General features: G+C 70.5%; 16 protein-coding genes. 3 read left to right on the top strand and 13 right to left on the bottom strand.

All coding sequences use genetic code 11. The features are described from left to right. Positions 1-7: 7 nt before the first annotated feature. The 6 genes from OG746_RS09915 to OG746_RS09890 all read right to left on the bottom strand — a co-directional run bounded on the left by OG746_RS09915 (position 8) and on the right by OG746_RS09890 (position 6,275). Positions 8-964 (bottom strand): type II secretion system F family protein, encoded by a 957-nt coding sequence (locus OG746_RS09915; RefSeq protein WP_266713557.1) that lies wholly within the window; start codon positions 962-964, stop codon positions 8-10. Then, positions 961-2,343, bottom strand: a complete 1,383-nt coding sequence (locus OG746_RS09910; protein ID WP_266713555.1) for a TadA family conjugal transfer-associated ATPase — start codon at positions 2,341-2,343, stop codon at positions 961-963. Before OG746_RS09910 ends, OG746_RS09915 begins: the two co-directional genes overlap by 4 nt. A gap of 9 nt (positions 2,344-2,352) precedes the next feature. Further along, on the bottom strand, positions 2,353-2,682 hold the full coding sequence (locus OG746_RS09905; protein ID WP_266713553.1) for a TadE/TadG family type IV pilus assembly protein: 330 nt from the start codon (positions 2,680-2,682) through the stop codon (positions 2,353-2,355). Positions 2,683-2,789: 107 nt separating this feature from the next. Beyond that, a complete protein-coding gene (locus OG746_RS09900; RefSeq protein ID WP_266713551.1) occupies positions 2,790-4,376 on the bottom strand; it encodes a CpaE/TadZ family protein in 1,587 nt (528 codons plus the stop codon). Between the two features lie 211 nt (positions 4,377-4,587). Next, the gene (gene cpaB / locus OG746_RS09895; RefSeq protein ID WP_266713549.1) at positions 4,588-5,307 is read right to left on the bottom strand and encodes a Flp pilus assembly protein CpaB; all 720 of its coding nucleotides are present in this window, start codon (positions 5,305-5,307) and stop codon (positions 4,588-4,590) included. Between the two features lie 26 nt (positions 5,308-5,333). After that, positions 5,334-6,275 carry a hypothetical protein gene (locus OG746_RS09890; protein WP_266713547.1) on the bottom strand — a complete coding sequence of 314 codons (942 nt, stop codon included), beginning with the start codon at positions 6,273-6,275 and terminating at the stop codon, positions 5,334-5,336. A gap of 281 nt (positions 6,276-6,556) precedes the next feature. Here OG746_RS09890 and OG746_RS09885 point away from each other — a divergent pair, with 281 nt between their 5' ends. Beyond that, positions 6,557-7,576 (top strand): chitinase, encoded by a 1,020-nt coding sequence (locus OG746_RS09885; RefSeq protein WP_266713545.1) that lies wholly within the window; start codon positions 6,557-6,559, stop codon positions 7,574-7,576. Between the two features lie 73 nt (positions 7,577-7,649). Here the strand turns inward: OG746_RS09885 and OG746_RS09880 are convergent, their stop codons facing one another. The 6 genes from OG746_RS09880 to OG746_RS09855 form a co-directional block, all read right to left on the bottom strand. After that, positions 7,650-8,981 (bottom strand): Nramp family divalent metal transporter, encoded by a 1,332-nt coding sequence (locus tag OG746_RS09880; RefSeq protein ID WP_266713543.1) that lies wholly within the window; start codon positions 8,979-8,981, stop codon positions 7,650-7,652. A gap of 62 nt (positions 8,982-9,043) precedes the next feature. After that, on the bottom strand, positions 9,044-9,595 hold the full coding sequence (locus OG746_RS09875; protein ID WP_266713541.1) for a hypothetical protein: 552 nt from the start codon (positions 9,593-9,595) through the stop codon (positions 9,044-9,046). A 76-nt stretch (positions 9,596-9,671) separates the two neighbouring features. After that, positions 9,672-11,153, bottom strand: a complete 1,482-nt coding sequence (locus OG746_RS09870) for a GntP family permease (protein WP_266713539.1) — start codon at positions 11,151-11,153, stop codon at positions 9,672-9,674. Between the two features lie 145 nt (positions 11,154-11,298). After that, positions 11,299-11,709 carry a RidA family protein gene (locus OG746_RS09865; protein WP_266713537.1) on the bottom strand — a complete coding sequence of 137 codons (411 nt, stop codon included), beginning with the start codon at positions 11,707-11,709 and terminating at the stop codon, positions 11,299-11,301. A gap of 54 nt (positions 11,710-11,763) precedes the next feature. Next, positions 11,764-12,513, bottom strand: a complete 750-nt coding sequence (locus OG746_RS09860; protein ID WP_266713535.1) for an IclR family transcriptional regulator — start codon at positions 12,511-12,513, stop codon at positions 11,764-11,766. Next, on the bottom strand, positions 12,510-13,568 hold the full coding sequence (locus tag OG746_RS09855) for a sugar kinase (RefSeq protein WP_266713533.1): 1,059 nt from the start codon (positions 13,566-13,568) through the stop codon (positions 12,510-12,512). The genes OG746_RS09860 and OG746_RS09855 overlap by 4 nt, the downstream gene beginning before the upstream one ends. Positions 13,569-13,740: 172 nt before the next feature. Between OG746_RS09855 and OG746_RS09850 the strand changes: the two genes are divergently transcribed. Both OG746_RS09850 and OG746_RS09845 read left to right on the top strand, forming a co-directional pair. Continuing rightward, positions 13,741-15,012, top strand: a complete 1,272-nt coding sequence (locus tag OG746_RS09850; protein ID WP_266718821.1) for an amino acid deaminase — start codon at positions 13,741-13,743, stop codon at positions 15,010-15,012. Positions 15,013-15,188: 176 nt separating this feature from the next. After that, positions 15,189-16,787, top strand: coding sequence for an N-acyl-D-amino-acid deacylase family protein (locus OG746_RS09845; RefSeq protein ID WP_266713531.1), 1,599 nt, complete (start codon positions 15,189-15,191; stop codon positions 16,785-16,787). Here OG746_RS09845 and OG746_RS09840 read toward each other — a convergent pair whose 3' ends face one another. Then, complete coding sequence (locus OG746_RS09840; protein ID WP_524540388.1) at positions 16,788-17,414, bottom strand: alpha-ketoglutarate-dependent dioxygenase AlkB; 627 nt, start codon at positions 17,412-17,414, stop codon at positions 16,788-16,790. Positions 17,415-17,442 lie beyond the last annotated feature (28 nt).

The following is a 17,442-nucleotide window of genomic DNA, read 5'->3' as shown; positions in this document are numbered from 1 at the left end:
CGTCTCCTCACACCTCGATTCGGCCGAGGCGGCGGATCACGAAGAAGCCGATGCCGTAGAGGGCGAGTGAGATGAGGATCAGGGCCCGGCCCATTCCCGAGTCCGTCACGCGCGCCAACGCCCCGTCGTTCGAGGAGTTGATCAGGAGGAGGGAGCCGAGGCCGAGGAGCGGGACCGTGAAGGCCGTCGCGTTGACCTCGGAGAGCATCGTGCGGATCTCGCGGCGGGTCTCCTTCCGGTCCTCCAGCGTTTTTGTGAGATTGCGGAGGGAGGAGACCACCGTGCCGCCCGCCTTGTTGGAGAGGACCAGCGTGGTGACGAGGACGACCAGTTCGCGGGAGGGTAGGCGGGTTGCGAGTTCGTCCAGGGCGTCGTCCACCGAGCGGCCGAGTGCCAACTGGTCGGCCACGCGTGAGAGTTCCTCGCCCGCGGGCGCTTCGAGTTCGTCCGCCGCCATCGCGAGCGACGTGCGCAGCGCCAGGCCCGCGGCCGTCGCGTTCGCCAGGAGGCGGGCCACGTCCGGGAGTTGGTTGATGAAGGCCTCGATGCGTTTCTGGCGTTGCCAGTTGAGGAAGATCAGCGCGCTGTAGATGGTCACCAGTGCCGCGATCGGGCCGAAGAACGGTGCCAGTGTCGACGCCGCCAGCAGCCACAGGCCCACCGCGACCACGGCTACGTAGACCGAGAACTCGCCCGCCGTCACGTCCAGGCCCGTCGCCGACAGGCGCAGGTGCACCGAGCGGCCCAGGCGCGTGCGGCGCAGGCGGCGGTCGATGGTGGTGAAGCGGCGGGCCCGGCCGCCCACGCCGCCGGCGGCCGGGTCGCCGCCCGCCGGGTACGCGTCCAGGCGGTCGACCAGATCCTGGCTCCGGGCCCGCCCCGAAGCCAGCGCGTGGACGCCCGCGATCGCGACGACACAGGCGAAGACCGTGGCAACCAGGGCCAGTAGGACAGCAGTTGTCATCCCGTCGCCTCCCTCGTGTTGCGTTCGTCCACCGACTCCACGACGCCGAACGCGGGTGGCACCGCCTCCCCCGCCACGTAGAGCCGGTCGGCGAGGAGACGGGGCAGCGGGAGGTGTTCGTAGTAGCCGCGGACCCGGCGGATCTCGTCGTCCGTGGCCCCGGAGACGTAGGGCTGCGCGACGAAGCGGGTCGCGGACGCGATCCTGAACTGTTCGCGGCCGTGCGAGATCAGCAGCGCGATCTCGGTGATGCGGCGGGAGCCGTCGGCGGCGCGCGTGAGCTGGACGAGGACGTCCACCGCCGAGTTGATCTGGTCGCGCAGCGCCTCGAAGGGGACGTCCACCTCCGACATGGAGCCGAGGGTCTGGAGGCGGGTGAGGGCGTCCTCCGCCGTGTTCGCGTGGACCGTGGCGAGCGAGCCGTCGTGGCCGGTCGACATCGCCTGGAGCATGTCGAGCGTCTCGCCGCCGCGGACCTCGCCGACGATGATGCGGTCGGGGCGCATGCGCAGGCTGTTGCGGACCAGGTCGCGGATGGTGATCTGGCCCTTGCCCTCCACGTTCGCGGGCCGGGACTCCAGGCGGATCACGTGCTCCTGCTGGAGCTGGAGTTCCGCCGAGTCCTCGATCGTGATGATGCGTTCGTGGGACGGGATGAGCGCCGAGAGGGCGTTCAGGAGAGTCGTCTTCCCGGAGCCCGTGCCGCCGCTCACGATGATGTTGAAGCGGGCGCGGACGCAGGCCGCGAGGAACATCAGCATGTGCTCGTCGAGCGAGCCGAGTTCCAGGAGTTCGCCCATGCTGTACGCGCGTGGGAAGCGGCGGATGGTGAGCGTGGCGCCGGTGAGCGAGAGCGGCGGGATGATCACGTTGACGCGTTCGCCGGTGGGGAGGCGGGCGTCGACCATCGGGTTGGACTCGTCGACGCGGCGGTTCACCGTGGAGACGATGCGTTCGATCGTCTGCATGAGCTGCTCGGACGAGGCGAAGCGGAGCGGGAGTTGCTCCACCCGGCCCGCTCGTTCCACGAAGATCGAGTCCGGGCCGTTCACCATGATCTCGGTGATCGAGGCGTCCGCGAGGAGGGGTTCGAGGATGCCGAGGCCGAGGGCCTCGTCCACGACGCGGCGGATCAGCTGGGTGCGCTCCGTCGAGGAGAGGACCGGGCCCTCGCGGCTGATGATGTGGCCGAGTACGCGCTCCAGGCGGAGCCGGCGTTCGGCGGCCTGGAGCGACGACATCTCCGCGAGGTCGATCTCCTCCAGGAGCTTGGTGCGGTAGACGGCCACCAGGCCCTCGTCGCGGTCGGCGGGTGTGGCGGTTCCGGGGTCGCCGCCTGCCGGGTCGCGGGTGGCGATCACTCTTGAGCGAAGGCTCATGTCTTCAGGTCAACTCCCCTCGTTCTCGCGGTCGTTCGGCATGGTTGCCGTGCGGTGGAGGTACCAGCCGTCGCCGAACAACGGGATGACCGGTGGTACGTGGACGGTGACCGTGTACGTCACGGCGTCCCCGCCGCCCCCTGCCGCCTCGGGGTTCAGCCAGGCGCTCGCCGCGGCGTCGGCGGCCGCCTGGGCGGTGCCGGGCGCGAGGGATTCGGACCGGGCCGCTGCGCGGGCGGCGGATCCGGCCTGGTTGGCGGCGTAGCCGACGAGGCCGAGTTGGATTGCGGCCATGCCGATGACGAGGAGGAAGGGGAGGAAGCCGGCGAACTCCAGCATCGAGACTCCGCGGTCGCCGGACAGGTTTCGCCGCGGCGGGGTTGACGCCTCGGGGCTCTGCCCCGGACCCCGCGGGCTCTCGTCCAAAGGCGGGGCTTCAGATTCCGTCACCGGACCACCTCCGTCGCCGCTCCCGCCTCGCCCTTCACCGACCAGCCCGGGTTCACGCCCGGGAAGAAGAGGGGGACGTCCACGTCGACCGTCGCTCGGGTCACCGTGCCGTCGTCCGTGCACGTGATCTGCGCGTCCTGCCACGCCCCCGGCAGGTTCTTGCGGCCCGCCGTGTTGCAGGCCCCTGCCATGTCCCCGGTCCCCGCGGCAGCGGATGTCGCCGCCCGCGCCGCCTCGTCCGCCGCGTTGCCCGCCAGGGAGTACGTGTAGCCGTACAGGACGCACTGCCACATCAGGGCGAGGACGACGAGGATGAGCGGGAACATCGCCGCGAACTCGAGGGTCACCGCGCCCTTGTCCGAGCCGCGGCGGCGGGCCCGGCGGCCGGACGTCGGGGGTGTGGGCGTGGCCACGAGGTCGAGTTCCGCCGCCAGCGCCCACATCGCCTGCTTGACCGACGAGCGGTTGTCGAGGTCCTGCATGCGGCCCGCGTCGACCGCCGCCTGGAGTTCCTTGTACGCGGCCGGGATGGAGGTGCGGGCCGTCTTTGTGCCGGTCACCCGTTCCACCAGCGTCGGCTGGATCTCCGCCGAGCGGGCGTGCCGGTTGACGACCGTGAGGGTCTCCTCCGCCTTGCGGATCTGGAGGCGGTCCCAGAGGCGGACCATGCGCTTCGCCGCGCGTACCGCCACGACGTCCGGGGTGACCAGGAGGGCCGTCTGGTCGGCGAGTTCTATGGCCGTGGTGTTCGCCGAGGACATTTGCGTACCGCAGTCGATGACCACCACGTCGTAGCGGGCACGCAGGGCGTGGATCACCTGGCGGGCCACGCGGTCCGTGACGTCCTCGCCGCGTTCGCCGTCGGCGGGGGCGAGGAGCAGGTCGACGCCGGACTCGTGGGCGAAGGCGGCGTCCTGGAGGACGCGGGGCGTGATGTCGCGGATCGCGGCGAGGTCGGCGACGGAGCGGCGGAACTGGACGTCGAGGTAGGAGGCCACGTCGCCGGACTGGAGGTCCAGGTCCAGGAGGGCGGCCGTGCGGCCGGATGCCCTTGCTGCGAGGGCGAGTTGGACCGCGGTGACCGTGGTTCCTACGCCGCCCTTCGCGCCCGCCACCGCGATGACCCGGCCGCCGCCGCCCGCCGGGACGAGTTCGGTTCCCGTGCCGCCCGCCAGGTGGCGGCGCATGCCCGCCGACCAGGAGGCCGCCGCGTGGACGCGTTCCGCGAGGGCGTCGTAGCCGAGGGGGAACGCGACGATGCCGCGCGCTCCGCTGTCCATCGCGGCGGTGAGGAGGGCGGGGCCGGCGTCGGCGGTGAGCAGGACGACGCCCACCGCCGGGAAGCGGAGCACCAGGTCGCGGATGAGGTCGAGGGCGGGGACGGGGCCGATGCGGTCGTGGACCAGGACGACTTCGGGGAGCTCGTCCAGGGACTCGGCGGCGAGGCCGGCGAGGGTGTCGAGCAGGGCGGTGGCGTCGGGGACGGGTGGGGCGGGTTCGGCGTCGGGGAGCTGGGAGAGGAGTGTGACGAGGCCTCTGGCGGTTTCCGGGTCAGCTACCGCCGGGAGGATACGGGTGGTCATCGGCGGGAACCTCCGTTCCGCGGCGCCGTGGTTGACGTCTCGGGGCTCTGCCCCGGGCCCCGCTGCTCAATCGCCGCAGGGGCTTGAAATGCCCGTACCTGCGCGCGGGCTTGATGTGGCCGAACCGGAGTTGACGTCTCGGGGCGCTGCCCCGGACCCCGCGCCTCAATCGCCGGCGGGGCTTGAGTGGCCCGGGCTTGAAGTGAGGTGGTCACTTGTCGCCCTCCAAGGTGTACGAGCGGTCCTCCGGGGTGATTTTCTCGGTGTCGCCGGGGGCCACCAGGGCCAGGCGGACGTGGGTCGCGAACGACTCGGCGTAGGCGACCCGTTGGGCGTCCGCGGGGCCGAGGGCGAAGGTGATCGGGACGGCCTCGCCCTGTCTGCGGGTGGAGTTCTCGCTGTCCGCGGCGCCCTGCTGGTCGATCGGGGTCAGCTTGCCCACGTCGATCACCCCGGCGTTCTCCACGATGACCTTGGACTGGTCGCGCTGCTTGTCGTTCTCGGCCTTGAAGGTGGCGTAGATGTTGACCTTCGAGCCGGGGTTGATCTTCCCGGCGACGCCGGTCTCCGCGTCGATCATGATGGCGATCTCCTGCTGTCCCGCCTCCAGCTTCGGGCGGTCGACGATCATGTCGGACTGGAGCAGGGAGCCCTTCTTGAGCTGCGTGACGGCGATCTTGCCGCGGATGTCGCCGAGGTCGGTGACGGCCGTGGCCGACAGCCACCGCTTCGGCATTTCCACCTTTTCGAACTGGTCCGCCGTGAGCTGCTTGTACGGGGACACGTCCTGTTTCAGCTCGTACGCGTCCACCTCCGGCGCCACCTTCGAGTTCACGTCACGGATCACGGCGAGCACACCGGCGAACGCGCCGATGGCGCACAGGGCCGAGACGACCAGGAGTATGACGCCGCGGCGCTGACGTGAATTCATGGACCGAGCAACCTCGTTGGTAGGGGTCAGGAGTGGGTCGGACGTGGGAGTGCTGTTCGGGTCGAGCCCGCCGCGGGTGTGAGTGCCGAGCGCGTCGGCGCGCCCGTGCCCTCGGGTGGCGCCTCGCCCGCCAGCGGCGCGGAGCAGAACCCGCAGCGGTCACCGATGAGTTCGAGGCCGCACCAGTGGCACTGTTCGCGGCGGACCGAGGAGACGAGTTGGTAGAGGACCGAGATGTCGGGGATCGCCGCCGCGAATTCGACGATGCGGCCGGGGCTGGCCTGCTTGCCTGTCGCCCACCATCGCGGTGACTCGGCCGGCAGCCGCGTCCGCGTCACCCCCTGCACCCGCCAGGCGGGCGCGAGGACACCCGTGAGCCAGTCCGGCGTGCTCTGGCCGACGGCGTAGACCATGCGGGTCCCGAAGGCGGGGCCTGTCGGTGTCTCCGAGCCCGTCAGGCGCAGGAGTTGGGGTTGCGGCGAGGCGACCACCGCGAACTGGGCGTTCGGGGACCAGGACTTCGCGTGCGCCTTCAGGGAGACCGGGACCCGGTCCAGTTTCGCCACCGATCCGACGACCGCGCCCGCGTAGACGTAATGCGCGAGCAGGCGGGCCGACGACGCGAGCACGCCCGGGCTGAAGTCGCAGATCGACAACTGCCGCAATTGCAGCGCCAGTACGGCGAGCCCGAGCGGCGGGAGCGCGGGGCGCAGGATCGCGATCCGGTCGGTTTCCAGCACGGAACGGATCGAATGCAGCCGGTGCACGGTCGCGTCCGGCGCCGATTCCGGGCAGAGCACGATCACGTACCCGTGCTGTTCGATCAGTGTGTGGACGTCGGTCAGGGCGCGGTCGAGCGGATACTTCTGCTGCGGTTCGCCCACGGGCAGCACGGTGGCGGTCGGTGTGTGCCGGTCCGGCGAGGCGAGGACCAGGTCGGGGTCGGTCACGGCTATGGCGGTCGGCACGCGTGAACCCCCCGGTCGTCGCTCTGCGTCCCTCCAGCAGCACCTCGCGGTGCCGCTGCCTGAGCACCATATCCACGCAGCCGCCCCGCAACACCCCACTTCGCACTGTTCACGGGGCGATGGGGGCGAGTCGGGGGCGGGTTGGCGAAGAAGCGCCGGTGACAACCCTTGACAAGTCCAATGGTCTGGACCAGTTTGTACGGCCAGCAGCTGCTTCCTCAACTCCCCCCACTTCTCCCCCACTTCGGTGCCGGGAGACCTCCCCCCACTTGGAGGAAGAAATGGCGCATTCCCATCGCAGACGGTCCCGGCTCGGCGTACTTCTTGGCGCGTTCACGGCGGCGGCGCTCGCCGTGGGCGGTCTCGCCACGACAAGTACGGCAAATGCGGCCAGTACGACCGAAAGCTCCACGGCCGCCGTTCCGGCCCACGCCGTCACCGGCTACTGGCAGAACTTCAACAACGGCGCGACCGTGCAGAAACTCGCCGATGTCCCGGACGCGTACGACATCGTTGCCGTCGCCTTCGCCGACGCCACCACGACGCCCGGCGCCGTCGACTTCACGCTCGACTCGGCGGGCCTCGGCGGCTACACGGACGACGCCTTCAAGGCCGACATCAAGGCCAAGCAGGCGGCCGGGAAGTCCGTGGTCATCTCGATCGGCGGCGAGAAGGGCACCATCCAGGTCAGCGACGCGGCCTCCGCGACCAACTTCGCCGACTCCGTGTACGCGCTCATGCAGGAGTACGGGTTCGACGGGGTCGACATCGACCTGGAGAACGGCCTCAACTCCACCTACATGTCACAGGCGTTGAAGTCCCTGGCCGCCAAGGCGGGCAGCGGGTTCGTGCTCACCATGGCGCCGCAGACCATCGACATGCAGTCGACCTCGGCCGAGTACTTCAAGACGGCTCTCGCGGTCAAGGACATCCTCACCGTCGTCAACATGCAGTACTACAACAGCGGTTCGATGCTGGGCTGCGACGGCAAGGTGTACAGCCAGGGTTCGGTGGACTTCCTGACGGCGCTCGCCTGCATCCAGCTCGAGGGCGGGCTCGACCCCTCGCAGGTCGGCATCGGCACACCGGCCTCGTCGAGCGCGGCGGGCAGCGGCTACGTGGCCCCGTCGGTCGTGAACGACGCCCTCGACTGCCTCACCAAGGGCACCAACTGCGGTTCGTTCAAGCCCTCGAAGACCTACCCGGGCCTGCGCGGCGCGATGACCTGGTCCACCAACTGGGACGCGGCCTCCGGCAACGCGTGGTCCTCGACCGTGGGACCGCACGTCGACGCCATGTGACCCCCGGACGGGCAGCGCCGCCGCTCCCCCGGCGGCGCTGCCCGCACCCGGGCCCGTACGGGCCCCGTACGGATCAGAAGAACTCCGACCACGGCTGGTCCCAGATCTGCTTCGCGCACAGGACGACGAACAGCAGGCCCGCGATGGTCAGCATGCTGTTGCTCAGCCAGCCGTTGCGCCAACTGGCAGGCGTACGCGAGGAGTTCAGCAGCCAGACCAGGGTCAGCGCCAGGAACGGCATGAAGGCCGCGCCAAGGACTCCGTAGATGATGACCAGGCGGAACGGCTGGCCCTGGAAGAGCAGGATGATCGGCGGGAACGTCATCCACAGCAGGAAGCCGCGGAACGGCCAGCCCTTCTCGCGGTCGCCGCTCGCCACTTCCTCGCCGGTGACGACGCGGGAGAGCCGGTAGCGCTCGACGAAGTCGGCGAACATCAGGCTCACTCCGTGCCAGACGCCGATCAGCGAGGTGAAGGACGTCGCGAAGAAGCCGATGAGGAACATCTTCGCCGTCGCCACACCGTACTGGGCCTCAAGGATCTTGGAGAGGTCCACCAGACCCTTGTCGCCCTCGGCGATCGCCGTGTGGGACGCGTGCAGCAGCTCCGCGCCGACGAACAGCATCGCCACGACGAAGATGCCGGTGGTGATGTACGCGACCCGATTGTCGAGGCGCATCACCTTCATCCAGGAGCTGTTCGTCCAGCCCTTCGCGTTGACCCAATAGCCGTACGCGGCAAGGGTGATGGTGCCGCCGACGCCGCCGATCAGACCGAGCGTGTTGAGGATCGAGTCCTTCTCGTCGGGCAGCACCGGGAGCAGGCCCGCGAAGGCGTCGCCGAGATGCGGGGTGACGCGGATCGCCAGATAGACGGTGACGACGAACATGACGCCGACGAGCACCGTCATGACCTTCTCGAAGACGCTGTACTTGTTCAGCCAGACGAAGACCAGGCCGACCACGCCGGACAGGATCGCCCACGGCTTGATCGACCAGTCGGCGGGGAACACGTCGGGGAACAGCGCCTGAAGGGGCAGCCCGCTCGACGACATCGCGGCCGCGCCGTACACGAAGCCCCAGATCACCACGTAGATCACGAAGAAGTACGTGGTCCACTTGCCGAGGCTCGACCAACCGTCGAAGAGGGTGCGGCCCGTCGCCAGGTGCCAGCGGCCCGCCGCCTCCGCGAGGCTGATCTTGACGACGCAGCCGAGGACCGCGGCCCAGAGCAGGGTGTAGCCGAAGTTGCTGCCAGCGATGAGGGTGGCGACGAGGTCGCCCGCCCCGACGCCCGTCGCGGCGACGACGATGCCGGGGCCGATGTATTTCCAGCTGGACTTTCGGGGGTGCGAGTCGGAGGAGGTGGTGACGCCGGTTCCTGGGGTGCCCGTGGTGTCGGCCATGAACACCAAGGGTGCGCAAAGTCACCGCTCTGGCAAGAGGGGCGTCACCACCAACTGCCCGACTAGTCCTCGAAGTACGTGTCCAGGGCCTTGTCCAGCTGGTCCGTCCACTCGGCCAGACGGGTCTTGTCGGGGGCCTCGACGTCGTTCGGGAACCAGCGGCTGTTGGCCATGTGGACGGTCACCGTGAGGCGCTTGCGGACGGTGCCGTACTCGACCGCGCTGATCTCGGACCAGGTGAAGTCGGCCTCCTGGTCGTCGAGCGTGAAACGGACGCCGGTCGCGTCGACGGTGATGGAGCCGCGGCGGTCCTTGGCGTCCATGACGGGGGCGTCGGCGTCGGGCTCCGCGGCGTCCTCTTCGGCATCCGCCGTGTCATCGGGCTCCGCGGAGTCGTCGGCTTCCGCTTCCGTCTCCGTTTCCGCTTCCGGCTCTTCGGGCTCCTCGGGCCGCGCTTCGGGCTGCGTCGTCGTCACCTCCTCCGGCGTCTGATCGGCATCCGTGACCTCGTCGTCCGGCTGCCGTGCGGGAGCCGTCAGGCCAGGGATGTGCGCCGGGTCGAAGCCGGCACCGGTGACGGGCGTGACCTTCTCGTTCTCCATACGCTGCTCCACGGGCGGAAGTATGGCGGACAAGCCTGTGCCGCACCTCCCCCAGGGGTGGGTGCGGCACAGCTGCACGACGGAAACGCTAGACGAAGAAGCTGATCAACAGGGCCACCACGAACCCGGCGATCGAGAGGACCGACTCCAGGACCGTCCACGAGCGCAGGGTGTCCCGCTCGGAGATCCCGAAGTACTTGGAGACCATCCAGAAGCCGCCGTCGTTGACGTGCGAGGCGAAGATGGAGCCCGCCGAGATCGCCATGATGACGAGGGCCGTGTACGGCTGCGAGTAGTCGCCCGCCTGGAGCAGCGGGCCCACGATGCCGGCCGTGGTGACGATGGCGACCGTCGCCGAACCCTGCGCGACGCGCAGCACCAGCGAGATCAGGTACGCCAGGACCATGATCGGCAGACCGATGCTGCTGAACGTGTCGGACAGCGCCTGCGCGATGCCGCTGGCCTGAAGGACCGCGCCGAAGACGCCGCCGGCGCCGACGACGAGCAGGATGTTGGCGACCGGCTTCAGGGACGCGGTGGACACCGTCTCCAGGGACTTGCGGGACCAGCCGCGGCGCAGGCCGAGCAGGTAGTACGCGGCGAACAGCGCGAGGGTGAGCGCCACGAACGGGCTGCCGAAGAACTCGATGACCGAGCGGGCCGTGGACGGGTCCATGGCGATCGAGGAGAAGGTGGCGGCGAGGATCAGCACCAGCGGGATGGCGATGATCGTGAAGACGATGCCGAGCGGAACCGGGTCCTCGCGGGGCGTGATGCCGTCCTTGCGCTGCTCATCGGCGAGCGCGGCCTTCGCCTCGTCGGCGGCCTCGACCATGTCCTGCGGCACCGGCACGAAGATCTTCTTGCCGATCCAGGCGGCCCAGGCCCACGCGGCGAGCACGGCCGGGATGCCGCAGACGATGCCCATGAGGATGACCCAGCCGAGGTCGACGTGGAGCAGACCGGCCGCGGCGACGGGCCCCGGGTGCGGGGGCAGGAACGCGTGGGTCATCGACAGGCCTGCGAGCAGCGGCAGGCAGTACAGCAGGATCGACTTGCCGCCGCGCTTGGCGGCCGCGTAGACGATCGGCGCGAGCACGAAGATGCCGACGTCGAAGAAGACCGGGATGCCGAAGATGAGGCCGGTGAGGCCCATCGCGACGGGGGCGCGCTTCTCGCCGAAGAGGTGGATCAGGCGGGACGCCAGCACTTCGGCGCCGCCCGAGACTTCGAGGATCGCGCCGAGCATGGTGCCCAGGCCGATGATGATCGCGATATGTCCGAGGGTGCCGCCCATGCCGTCCTCGATGACGGACGTGACGTCGGACTTCTGGACGGTGCCGAAGAGTTCGGTGACGGAGAGGCCGGCCGCGAGGCCGACGGCGATGGACACCGTCAGGAGGGCCACGAAGGGCTGCAGCCTGGCCTTGATGATCAGGAAGAGCAGCAGCACGATGCCGAGGACGGCAACGGTCAGCAGGCCGGCCGTGCCGGGTATCAGGAGGAGCAGACCACCGGTGTGCTCGGGCTGGTCCGCGGCGGCGGACGCGAGGGGGGCGTACGGGGACATCGTTGACCTCGTAAGTACATGGGGGGGGGCGCGGGGCGTTTTCAGTGTTTCCAGACAGGGGGGATCGCGGAGCGGCGCACCCACAGGGGCGCCGCTCCGTGACGACGTGCGAACGAGCGGGAGCCCGGGGGCGGGCTCAGGAGGTTCAGCTCAGGACGGCGAGCGCGTCGATCTCGATGAGCAGGCCCTTGGGCAGACCGACGTAGACGGTCGTACGGGCGGAGGCCGGGGCCTTGAGGCCCTGCTCCTCGAAGTACTCGTTGTAGATGGCGTTCATCTCGGCGAAGTGGTCGACGTCCGTCAGGTAGACGCGCATCATCATGACGTCGTCCCAGCTCGCGCCGCCCTCTTCGAGGATCGCCTTGACGTTGGCGAACGTCTGGAGGGTCTGCTCCTTGAGGGTCGGGCCCGCGGGGGTCGGGGCCTTGCCCTCCTCGGCCGGCAGGAAGCCGACCTGGCCGGCGACCTGAAGGATGTTGCCCTTCTTGACGCCGTGCGAGAACTTCGCCGGCGGGGTCGTGTGGGTGGCGGGCGTGAGCGCGGTCTTCTCAGACATGTGAACTGGTCCTTCTTTGAGGGGTGTTACTTGGGGGGTGTGTTACTTGGGGGCTTACTTCGGAGGGGTCCCGGAGTAGTCCCGGCTGATGGCTTCCGCCGTGCGGCGCACCAGCGGGAGCAGTGTGAGGAGTTCCTCGGCGGTGACGACGACATTCGGCGCGGAGACCGACATGGCGGCGACGACCCGGCCGTCCGCGCCGCGGATGGGGGCGCCGACGCAGTTGATGGACTCCTCGTGGCCACCGAGGTCGGTGGCCCAGCCCTGTTCGCGCACCTTCTCCAACTCCCGCAGGAAAGCCGCGGAGTTGGGGGTGGAACGGGACGTGTACATGGGGTAGTCGAGCTTCTCCGCGACGGCGCGGCGCTCGGACTCGGACAGGTCGGCGAGCAGCAGCTTGGCGACGGCGGCCACGGTGATGGCGACCGGCTTGCCGACGCGCGAGTACATGCGCACCGGGTAGCGGCTCTCGACCTTGTCGATGTAGAGGACCTCGTTCTCCGCGTACACGGCGAGGTGGATGGTGTGCCCGACCTTCTCGTTGAGTTCGACGAGGTGGGGGTGGGCGATCTCGCGGACGTCGAGGTTCTCGACGGCTTCCTGGGCGAGCGCGAAGAGGCGGGCGCCGAGCCGGTAGCGCTGGTCGGACTGGCGGTAGACCAGGCCGTGCTCGTGGAGAGTGCGCAGCAGGCGCATGGCCGTGGACTTGTGCACGTCGAGGCGGTCGGCGACCTGGCCCAGGTCGGCGGGTCCCTCGGCGAGCAGCGGCAGGATGCTGAGCGCGCGGTCGACGGTCTGGCTCATGGCGTACGTACCTCCTCGGCGGCCCCGCTGTCGGCTGCGTCGGCTGCTGCCCAACCGGGGCCGAGGTGCAGTGTCCCCCACTGCGCGGCGTCGAGGCCGACCAGGCGGTCCGCCCGGGCGCGGCTCGGGGGCGCGGCGAGGTCGCCGGGCTCGGTGAGGGCGACGGCGGCCCAGAGGTGGCCGTGCCGAAGGCGTTCGGCGACGGGCAGTTCGCGCAGCGTGGCGGAGAGGAATCCGGCGGCGAAGGCATCGCCCGCGCCGACGGCGGCGACGACGTCGACGCGCGGGGAGGGTTCCTCGTGGCGTCCGTCGGCGTCGTACGCGATCGCGCCGTCGGCGCCCCGCTTGACGACGAGCAGCGCGGGCTCGGGCAGCGCCTCCCTGATCGCGTCGGGTCCGCCGGTGATGCCCCAGGCGTCCTCGGCCTCGTCGTCGCCGACGAACACGATGTCGGCGCCGCGCGCGAGCTCCAGGAGTACGTCGGGGCCCTCGGCGGAGCCGGACCACAGGCCGGGCCGGTAGTTGACGTCGAAGGAGACGAGGGGGCGGCCCGCGCGCGGAGCGGTCAGCTCGCGCAGCAGGTCGAGGCAGCCGGCGGAGAGCGCGGCGGTGATCCCGGACAGGTGCAGGATCCGGCCGGAGCGCAGCGCGTCGAGGTCCAGGTTGACGGTGGACATCGCGGAGGCGGCGGACCCGGCGCGGTAGTAGGCGACCTCGTGGGCGGCGGTGGCCCGGTCGCCCGCCGTGCGGAAGTAGATGCCGGTGGGCCGGTGCAGATCGCGGCGTACGGCGGAGGTGTCGACGCCGTACGCGCCGATGGCCTCCACGAGGTGGTCGCCGAACCCGTCGGCGCCGACCCGGCTGACCCACGCGGCCCGGTGCCCGGCGGCGGCGAGCACGCACGCCACGTTGGACTCGGCGCCGCCGATCCCGCGATCGAACGAGGGCACGTCGGCGAGCCGCCCCGGCACGGTGGGCCGGAACGTGACCATGGACTCGCCGAGCGCGACTACATCGTTGGCGCTGGTCGGTACTGCGGGTCCGGTGGCGGTCACGGTGGGTCGCACTCCTCGCGGCAGGGGACTTCGGGCTTCGTTGACCCGACGTTGGCTCGGATGTTAGACAGCATGAAGCGACATACGCAATGACCGTTGCAAATAGTGCAACGGGCTGCCTGGAGGAGGCGCCGTGACCGCCCAGAACGCCGACAATGCCGTCGAGCGCCGTATCGCTCGTCTTGAGGAGCTGGCGACGGAGCGGGTGGACTTCCGCTTCAAGGGACTGCCTCCCGAGGCCGACGGCGCGACGATCGGCGAGCTGGCAGCCCGCCGCCTGAACCTCTTCACGGACGGCTTCACCACGCCCGTCCTCGCCCTCTCCGCCGAGCGCCTCGAGCACAACCTCGCGCTCATGGAGACCTACTCCGTCCGCCACGGCCTCGCCTTCGCCCCGCACGGCAAGACGTCGATGGCCCCGCAGCTCTTCCACCGGCAGCTGGAGCACGGCGCGTGGGGCATCACCCTCGCCGTGCCCCACCAGGTGCGTGTGGCGCGGGAGTTCGGCATCGACCGCATCTTCCTGGCGAACGAGCTGGTGGACGCTGCGGCGCTGAAGTGGCTCTCCTCCGAACTCGACGCCGACCCGTCCTTCCGCTTCATCTGCTACGTCGACTCCGTGCGCGGCGTGGAACTGATGCAGGCGGCGCTGGCGGAGGCCGGAGCGGGCCGACCGGTCGACGTGGTCGTGGAGCTGGGCGCGGGCGACGGCGCGCGCACCGGTGCCCGTACCGAGGCGGACTGCGCGGCGATCGCGGACGCGGTGGCCGACGCTTCGGCCCTTCGCCTGGTCGGCGTCGCGGGCTACGAGGGCGAGGTGCCGGACGCCGACGGCGAGCGGGTGCGCGCCTGGCTGCGCCGACTCGTCGGGCTCGCGGCGGAGTTCGACAAGGCGGAGCGCTTCGCGGGCCTCGACGAGATCGTGGTGAGCGCGGGCGGCTCCGCATGGTTCGACGCGGTGGCGGACGTCTTCGCGGAAATCCCCGAACTGACCACCCCCGTCCTCAAGTTGCTCCGCTCCGGCGCGTACGTCTCGCACGACGACGGCCACTACCGGCACCTGACCCCGTTCAACCGGGTCCCGGAGGAGGGCGCGCTGGAGCCGGCGTTCCGGCTGTGGGCACAGTTCGTCTCGCGGCCCAACGACGGCCAGGCCTTCACCAACGCCGGCAAGCGGGACGCCGCGTACGACATCGACCTGCCCGAGGCGCAGGTCGTCCGGGACGCGCGGACGGGCGAGGTCCGCGAGGCCGCGGGCATCGCGGTGACGGGCCTCTCCGACCAGCACGGTTGGGTGCGTACGGAGCCGGGGGCCGACGTGGAGGTGGGCGACTGGCTCGGCATGGGCCTCTCGCACCCGTGCACGTCGTTCGACAAGTGGCAGCTGATTCCCCTGGTGGAGTCCGACGGCACGGTCGTCGACTACATCCGCACGTACTTCTGACGCTTCGGGGCTCCACCCCGTATTCCAGCCCGTCCGGCGTTTGAGGACAAACGGGGTCCGGGGCGGAGCCCCGGTTTCGGGAAGGGGCGGGGAGGGGAATTCCGCCCGCCGCAGGCGCCCACCCACCCGCACCGACCACCCCGCACCGCACCACCCGCCCCAGAGAGGCACCCCCCATGGACCTGGTCATCCGCGACGCCCGCGTCATCGACGGCAGCGGCAGCGCCTCGTACCGAGCAGACGTGACCGTCAACGACGGCCGGATCTCCGAGATCACCCCGGAGGGGTCAGGCCCCCGCCCCACCGCCACCCGCACGGTCGAGGCCGACGGCCTCGCCCTCTCCCCCGGCTTCATCGACATGCACGCCCACAGCGACCTCGCCGTGCTCCGCGACCCGGACCACAGCGCGAAGGCCGCCCAGGGCGTCACCCTCGAAGTCCTCGGCCAGGACGGCCTGTCCTACGCCCCCGTCGACGACCGCACCCTCGCCCAGGTCCGCCAGGCGATCACCGGCTGGAACGGCGACGGCTCGGACATCGACTTCGACTGGCGCACGGTCGGCGAGTACCTGGACCGCATCGACCGCCAGGGCATCGCGGTGAACGCCGCGTACCTCATCCCGCAGGGCACGGTCCGCATGTACGCGGTCGGCTGGGACGACCGCGACGCGACCCCGGCCGAACTCGACCACATGAAGCGTCTCGTGGCCGAGGGCATGGAGCAGGGCGCCGTGGGAATGTCCTCCGGACTGACCTACACCCCCGGCATGTACGCGAAGGACGCCGAACTCACCGAACTGTGCCGGGTGGTGGCCTCGTACGACGGCTACTACTGCCCGCACCACCGCAGTTACGGCGCCGGCGCGCTCGACGCGTACCAGGAGATGGTGGAGCTGACCCGCACCGCGGGCTGCTCCCTGCACCTCGCGCACGCCACCATGAACTTCGGCGTGAACAAGGGCAAGGGAGTCGACCTCCTGGCCCTGCTCGACGAGGCCATCGCGGACGGCGCCGACATCAGCCTGGACACGTACCCGTACACCCCGGGCGCCACAACTCTCGTGGCGATGCTGCCGAGTTGGGCCAACGAGGGCGGCCCCGACGCGACCCTCGCCCGCCTCAAGGACGACGAGACGGCCGAGCGCATCCGGCACCACGTCGAGGTGATCGGCGCGGACGGCTGCCACGGCGTGCCGATCGAGTGGGACAAGATCGAGATCTCGGGCGTCTCCGACCCGGGCCTGGCCTCGTGCGTCGGCAAGACCGTCGCGCAGGCCGCCGCCGAGCGTGGCGAGGCCCCGTGGGTCACCGCCCGCCGCCTGCTGATCAACGACAACCTCGGCTCGTCGATCCTCCAGCACGTCGGCCACGAGGACAACGTCCGGGCGATCATGCAGCACTCCGTGCACACGGGCGGCAGCGACGGCATCCTCCAGGGCTACAAGCCGCACCCGCGCGCGTACGGCACGTTCCCGCACTACCTGGGCCACTACGCCCGCGACCTCGGCGTCATGTCCCTGGAGGAGACGGTCGCGCACCTCACCTCGCGCCCGGCCGCCCGCCTGCGCCTGCCGGACCGCGGCCTGGTCCGCGAGGGCTACCGCGCCGACCTGGTCCTGTTCGACCCGGAGACGGTCGCGGCGGGCTCCACCTTCGATGCGCCGCGCACGCTGCCGGTCGGTATCCCGCACGTCCTCGTCGACGGGCAGTTCGTGATCGAGGAGGGCAAGCGCACGGACGTCCTCGCGGGCCGCTCCGTGCGCCGGACCCTCTGATCAACGCACCCCGTGCGGCCGGAACTGGACGCTGATCCGGCCGCCGGCCGCGCGGGCGGACTTGGGGATCGCGTGCTCCCAGGTCCGCTGGCACGAGCCGCCCATGACGATGAGATCACCGTGCCCGAGCGGGCGGCGCACGACGGGCCCGCCGCCGACGGGCCGTAGCACCAGATCCCGCGGCGTCCCGACCGACACGATGGCGACCATCGTGTCCTGGCGGGCCCCGCGCCCGATCCGGTCCCCGTGCCAGGCGACGCTGTCCCGCCCGTCGCGGTAATAGCAGAGTCCCGCCGTGGTGAACGGCTCCCCCAACTCCTCGGCGTAGTAAGCGGACAACGCGTCGCGCGCCTCGTCGAGCACGGGGTCCGGGAGCCGCTCCCCCGCCCCGTAGAACTTCAGCAGCCGCGGCACGTCGACCATCCGCTCGTACATCTGCCGCCGCTCGGCCTTCCAGGGCACGTCCCGGGCGAGCCGCTCGTACACCTCGTCGGCCCCACGCAGCCACCCCGGCAGTACGTCGATCCACGCCCCGTCCCCGAGCACGGTGCGGCGCATCCCGTCGAGCCCGCCGAGCGAGATGTCGTCGGCGCCCTCGGCCTGATCGAAGAGCGATCCCTGAAGCATGCCGACCAAGGTAGCGCAGGATTAGAAC

This window comes from Streptomyces sp. NBC_01016 (genome assembly GCF_026341035.1).
In the GTDB taxonomy this organism is placed as follows: domain Bacteria; phylum Actinomycetota; class Actinomycetes; order Streptomycetales; family Streptomycetaceae; genus Streptomyces.
Note: the sequence above shows the minus strand (reverse complement) of the source record. Positions and strands in the feature narration are given on the sequence as shown.

What these genes read in the sequence shown, in the direction of transcription:
- OG746_RS09885 (WP_266713545.1), top strand. Translation starts at nt 6,557, where the DNA reads ATGGCGCATTCCCATCGCAGACGGTCCCGGCTCGGCGTACTTCTTGGC.
- cpaB (WP_266713549.1), bottom strand. Translation starts at nt 5,307, where the DNA reads ATGAATTCACGTCAGCGCCGCGGCGTCATACTCCTGGTCGTCTCGGCC.
- OG746_RS09880 (WP_266713543.1), bottom strand. Translation starts at nt 8,981, where the DNA reads ATGGCCGACACCACGGGCACCCCAGGAACCGGCGTCACCACCTCCTCC.
- OG746_RS09870 (WP_266713539.1), bottom strand. Translation starts at nt 11,153, where the DNA reads ATGTCCCCGTACGCCCCCCTCGCGTCCGCCGCCGCGGACCAGCCCGAG.
- OG746_RS09865 (WP_266713537.1), bottom strand. Translation starts at nt 11,709, where the DNA reads ATGTCTGAGAAGACCGCGCTCACGCCCGCCACCCACACGACCCCGCCG.
- OG746_RS09845 (WP_266713531.1), top strand. Translation starts at nt 15,189, where the DNA reads ATGGACCTGGTCATCCGCGACGCCCGCGTCATCGACGGCAGCGGCAGC.
- OG746_RS09910 (WP_266713555.1), bottom strand. Translation starts at nt 2,343, where the DNA reads ATGAGCCTTCGCTCAAGAGTGATCGCCACCCGCGACCCGGCAGGCGGC.
- OG746_RS09905 (WP_266713553.1), bottom strand. Translation starts at nt 2,682, where the DNA reads ATGCTGGAGTTCGCCGGCTTCCTCCCCTTCCTCCTCGTCATCGGCATG.
- OG746_RS09860 (WP_266713535.1), bottom strand. Translation starts at nt 12,513, where the DNA reads ATGAGCCAGACCGTCGACCGCGCGCTCAGCATCCTGCCGCTGCTCGCC.
- OG746_RS09900 (WP_266713551.1), bottom strand. Translation starts at nt 4,376, where the DNA reads ATGACCACCCGTATCCTCCCGGCGGTAGCTGACCCGGAAACCGCCAGA.
- OG746_RS09840 (WP_524540388.1), bottom strand. Translation starts at nt 17,414, where the DNA reads ATGCTTCAGGGATCGCTCTTCGATCAGGCCGAGGGCGCCGACGACATC.
- OG746_RS09915 (WP_266713557.1), bottom strand. Translation starts at nt 964, where the DNA reads ATGACAACTGCTGTCCTACTGGCCCTGGTTGCCACGGTCTTCGCCTGT.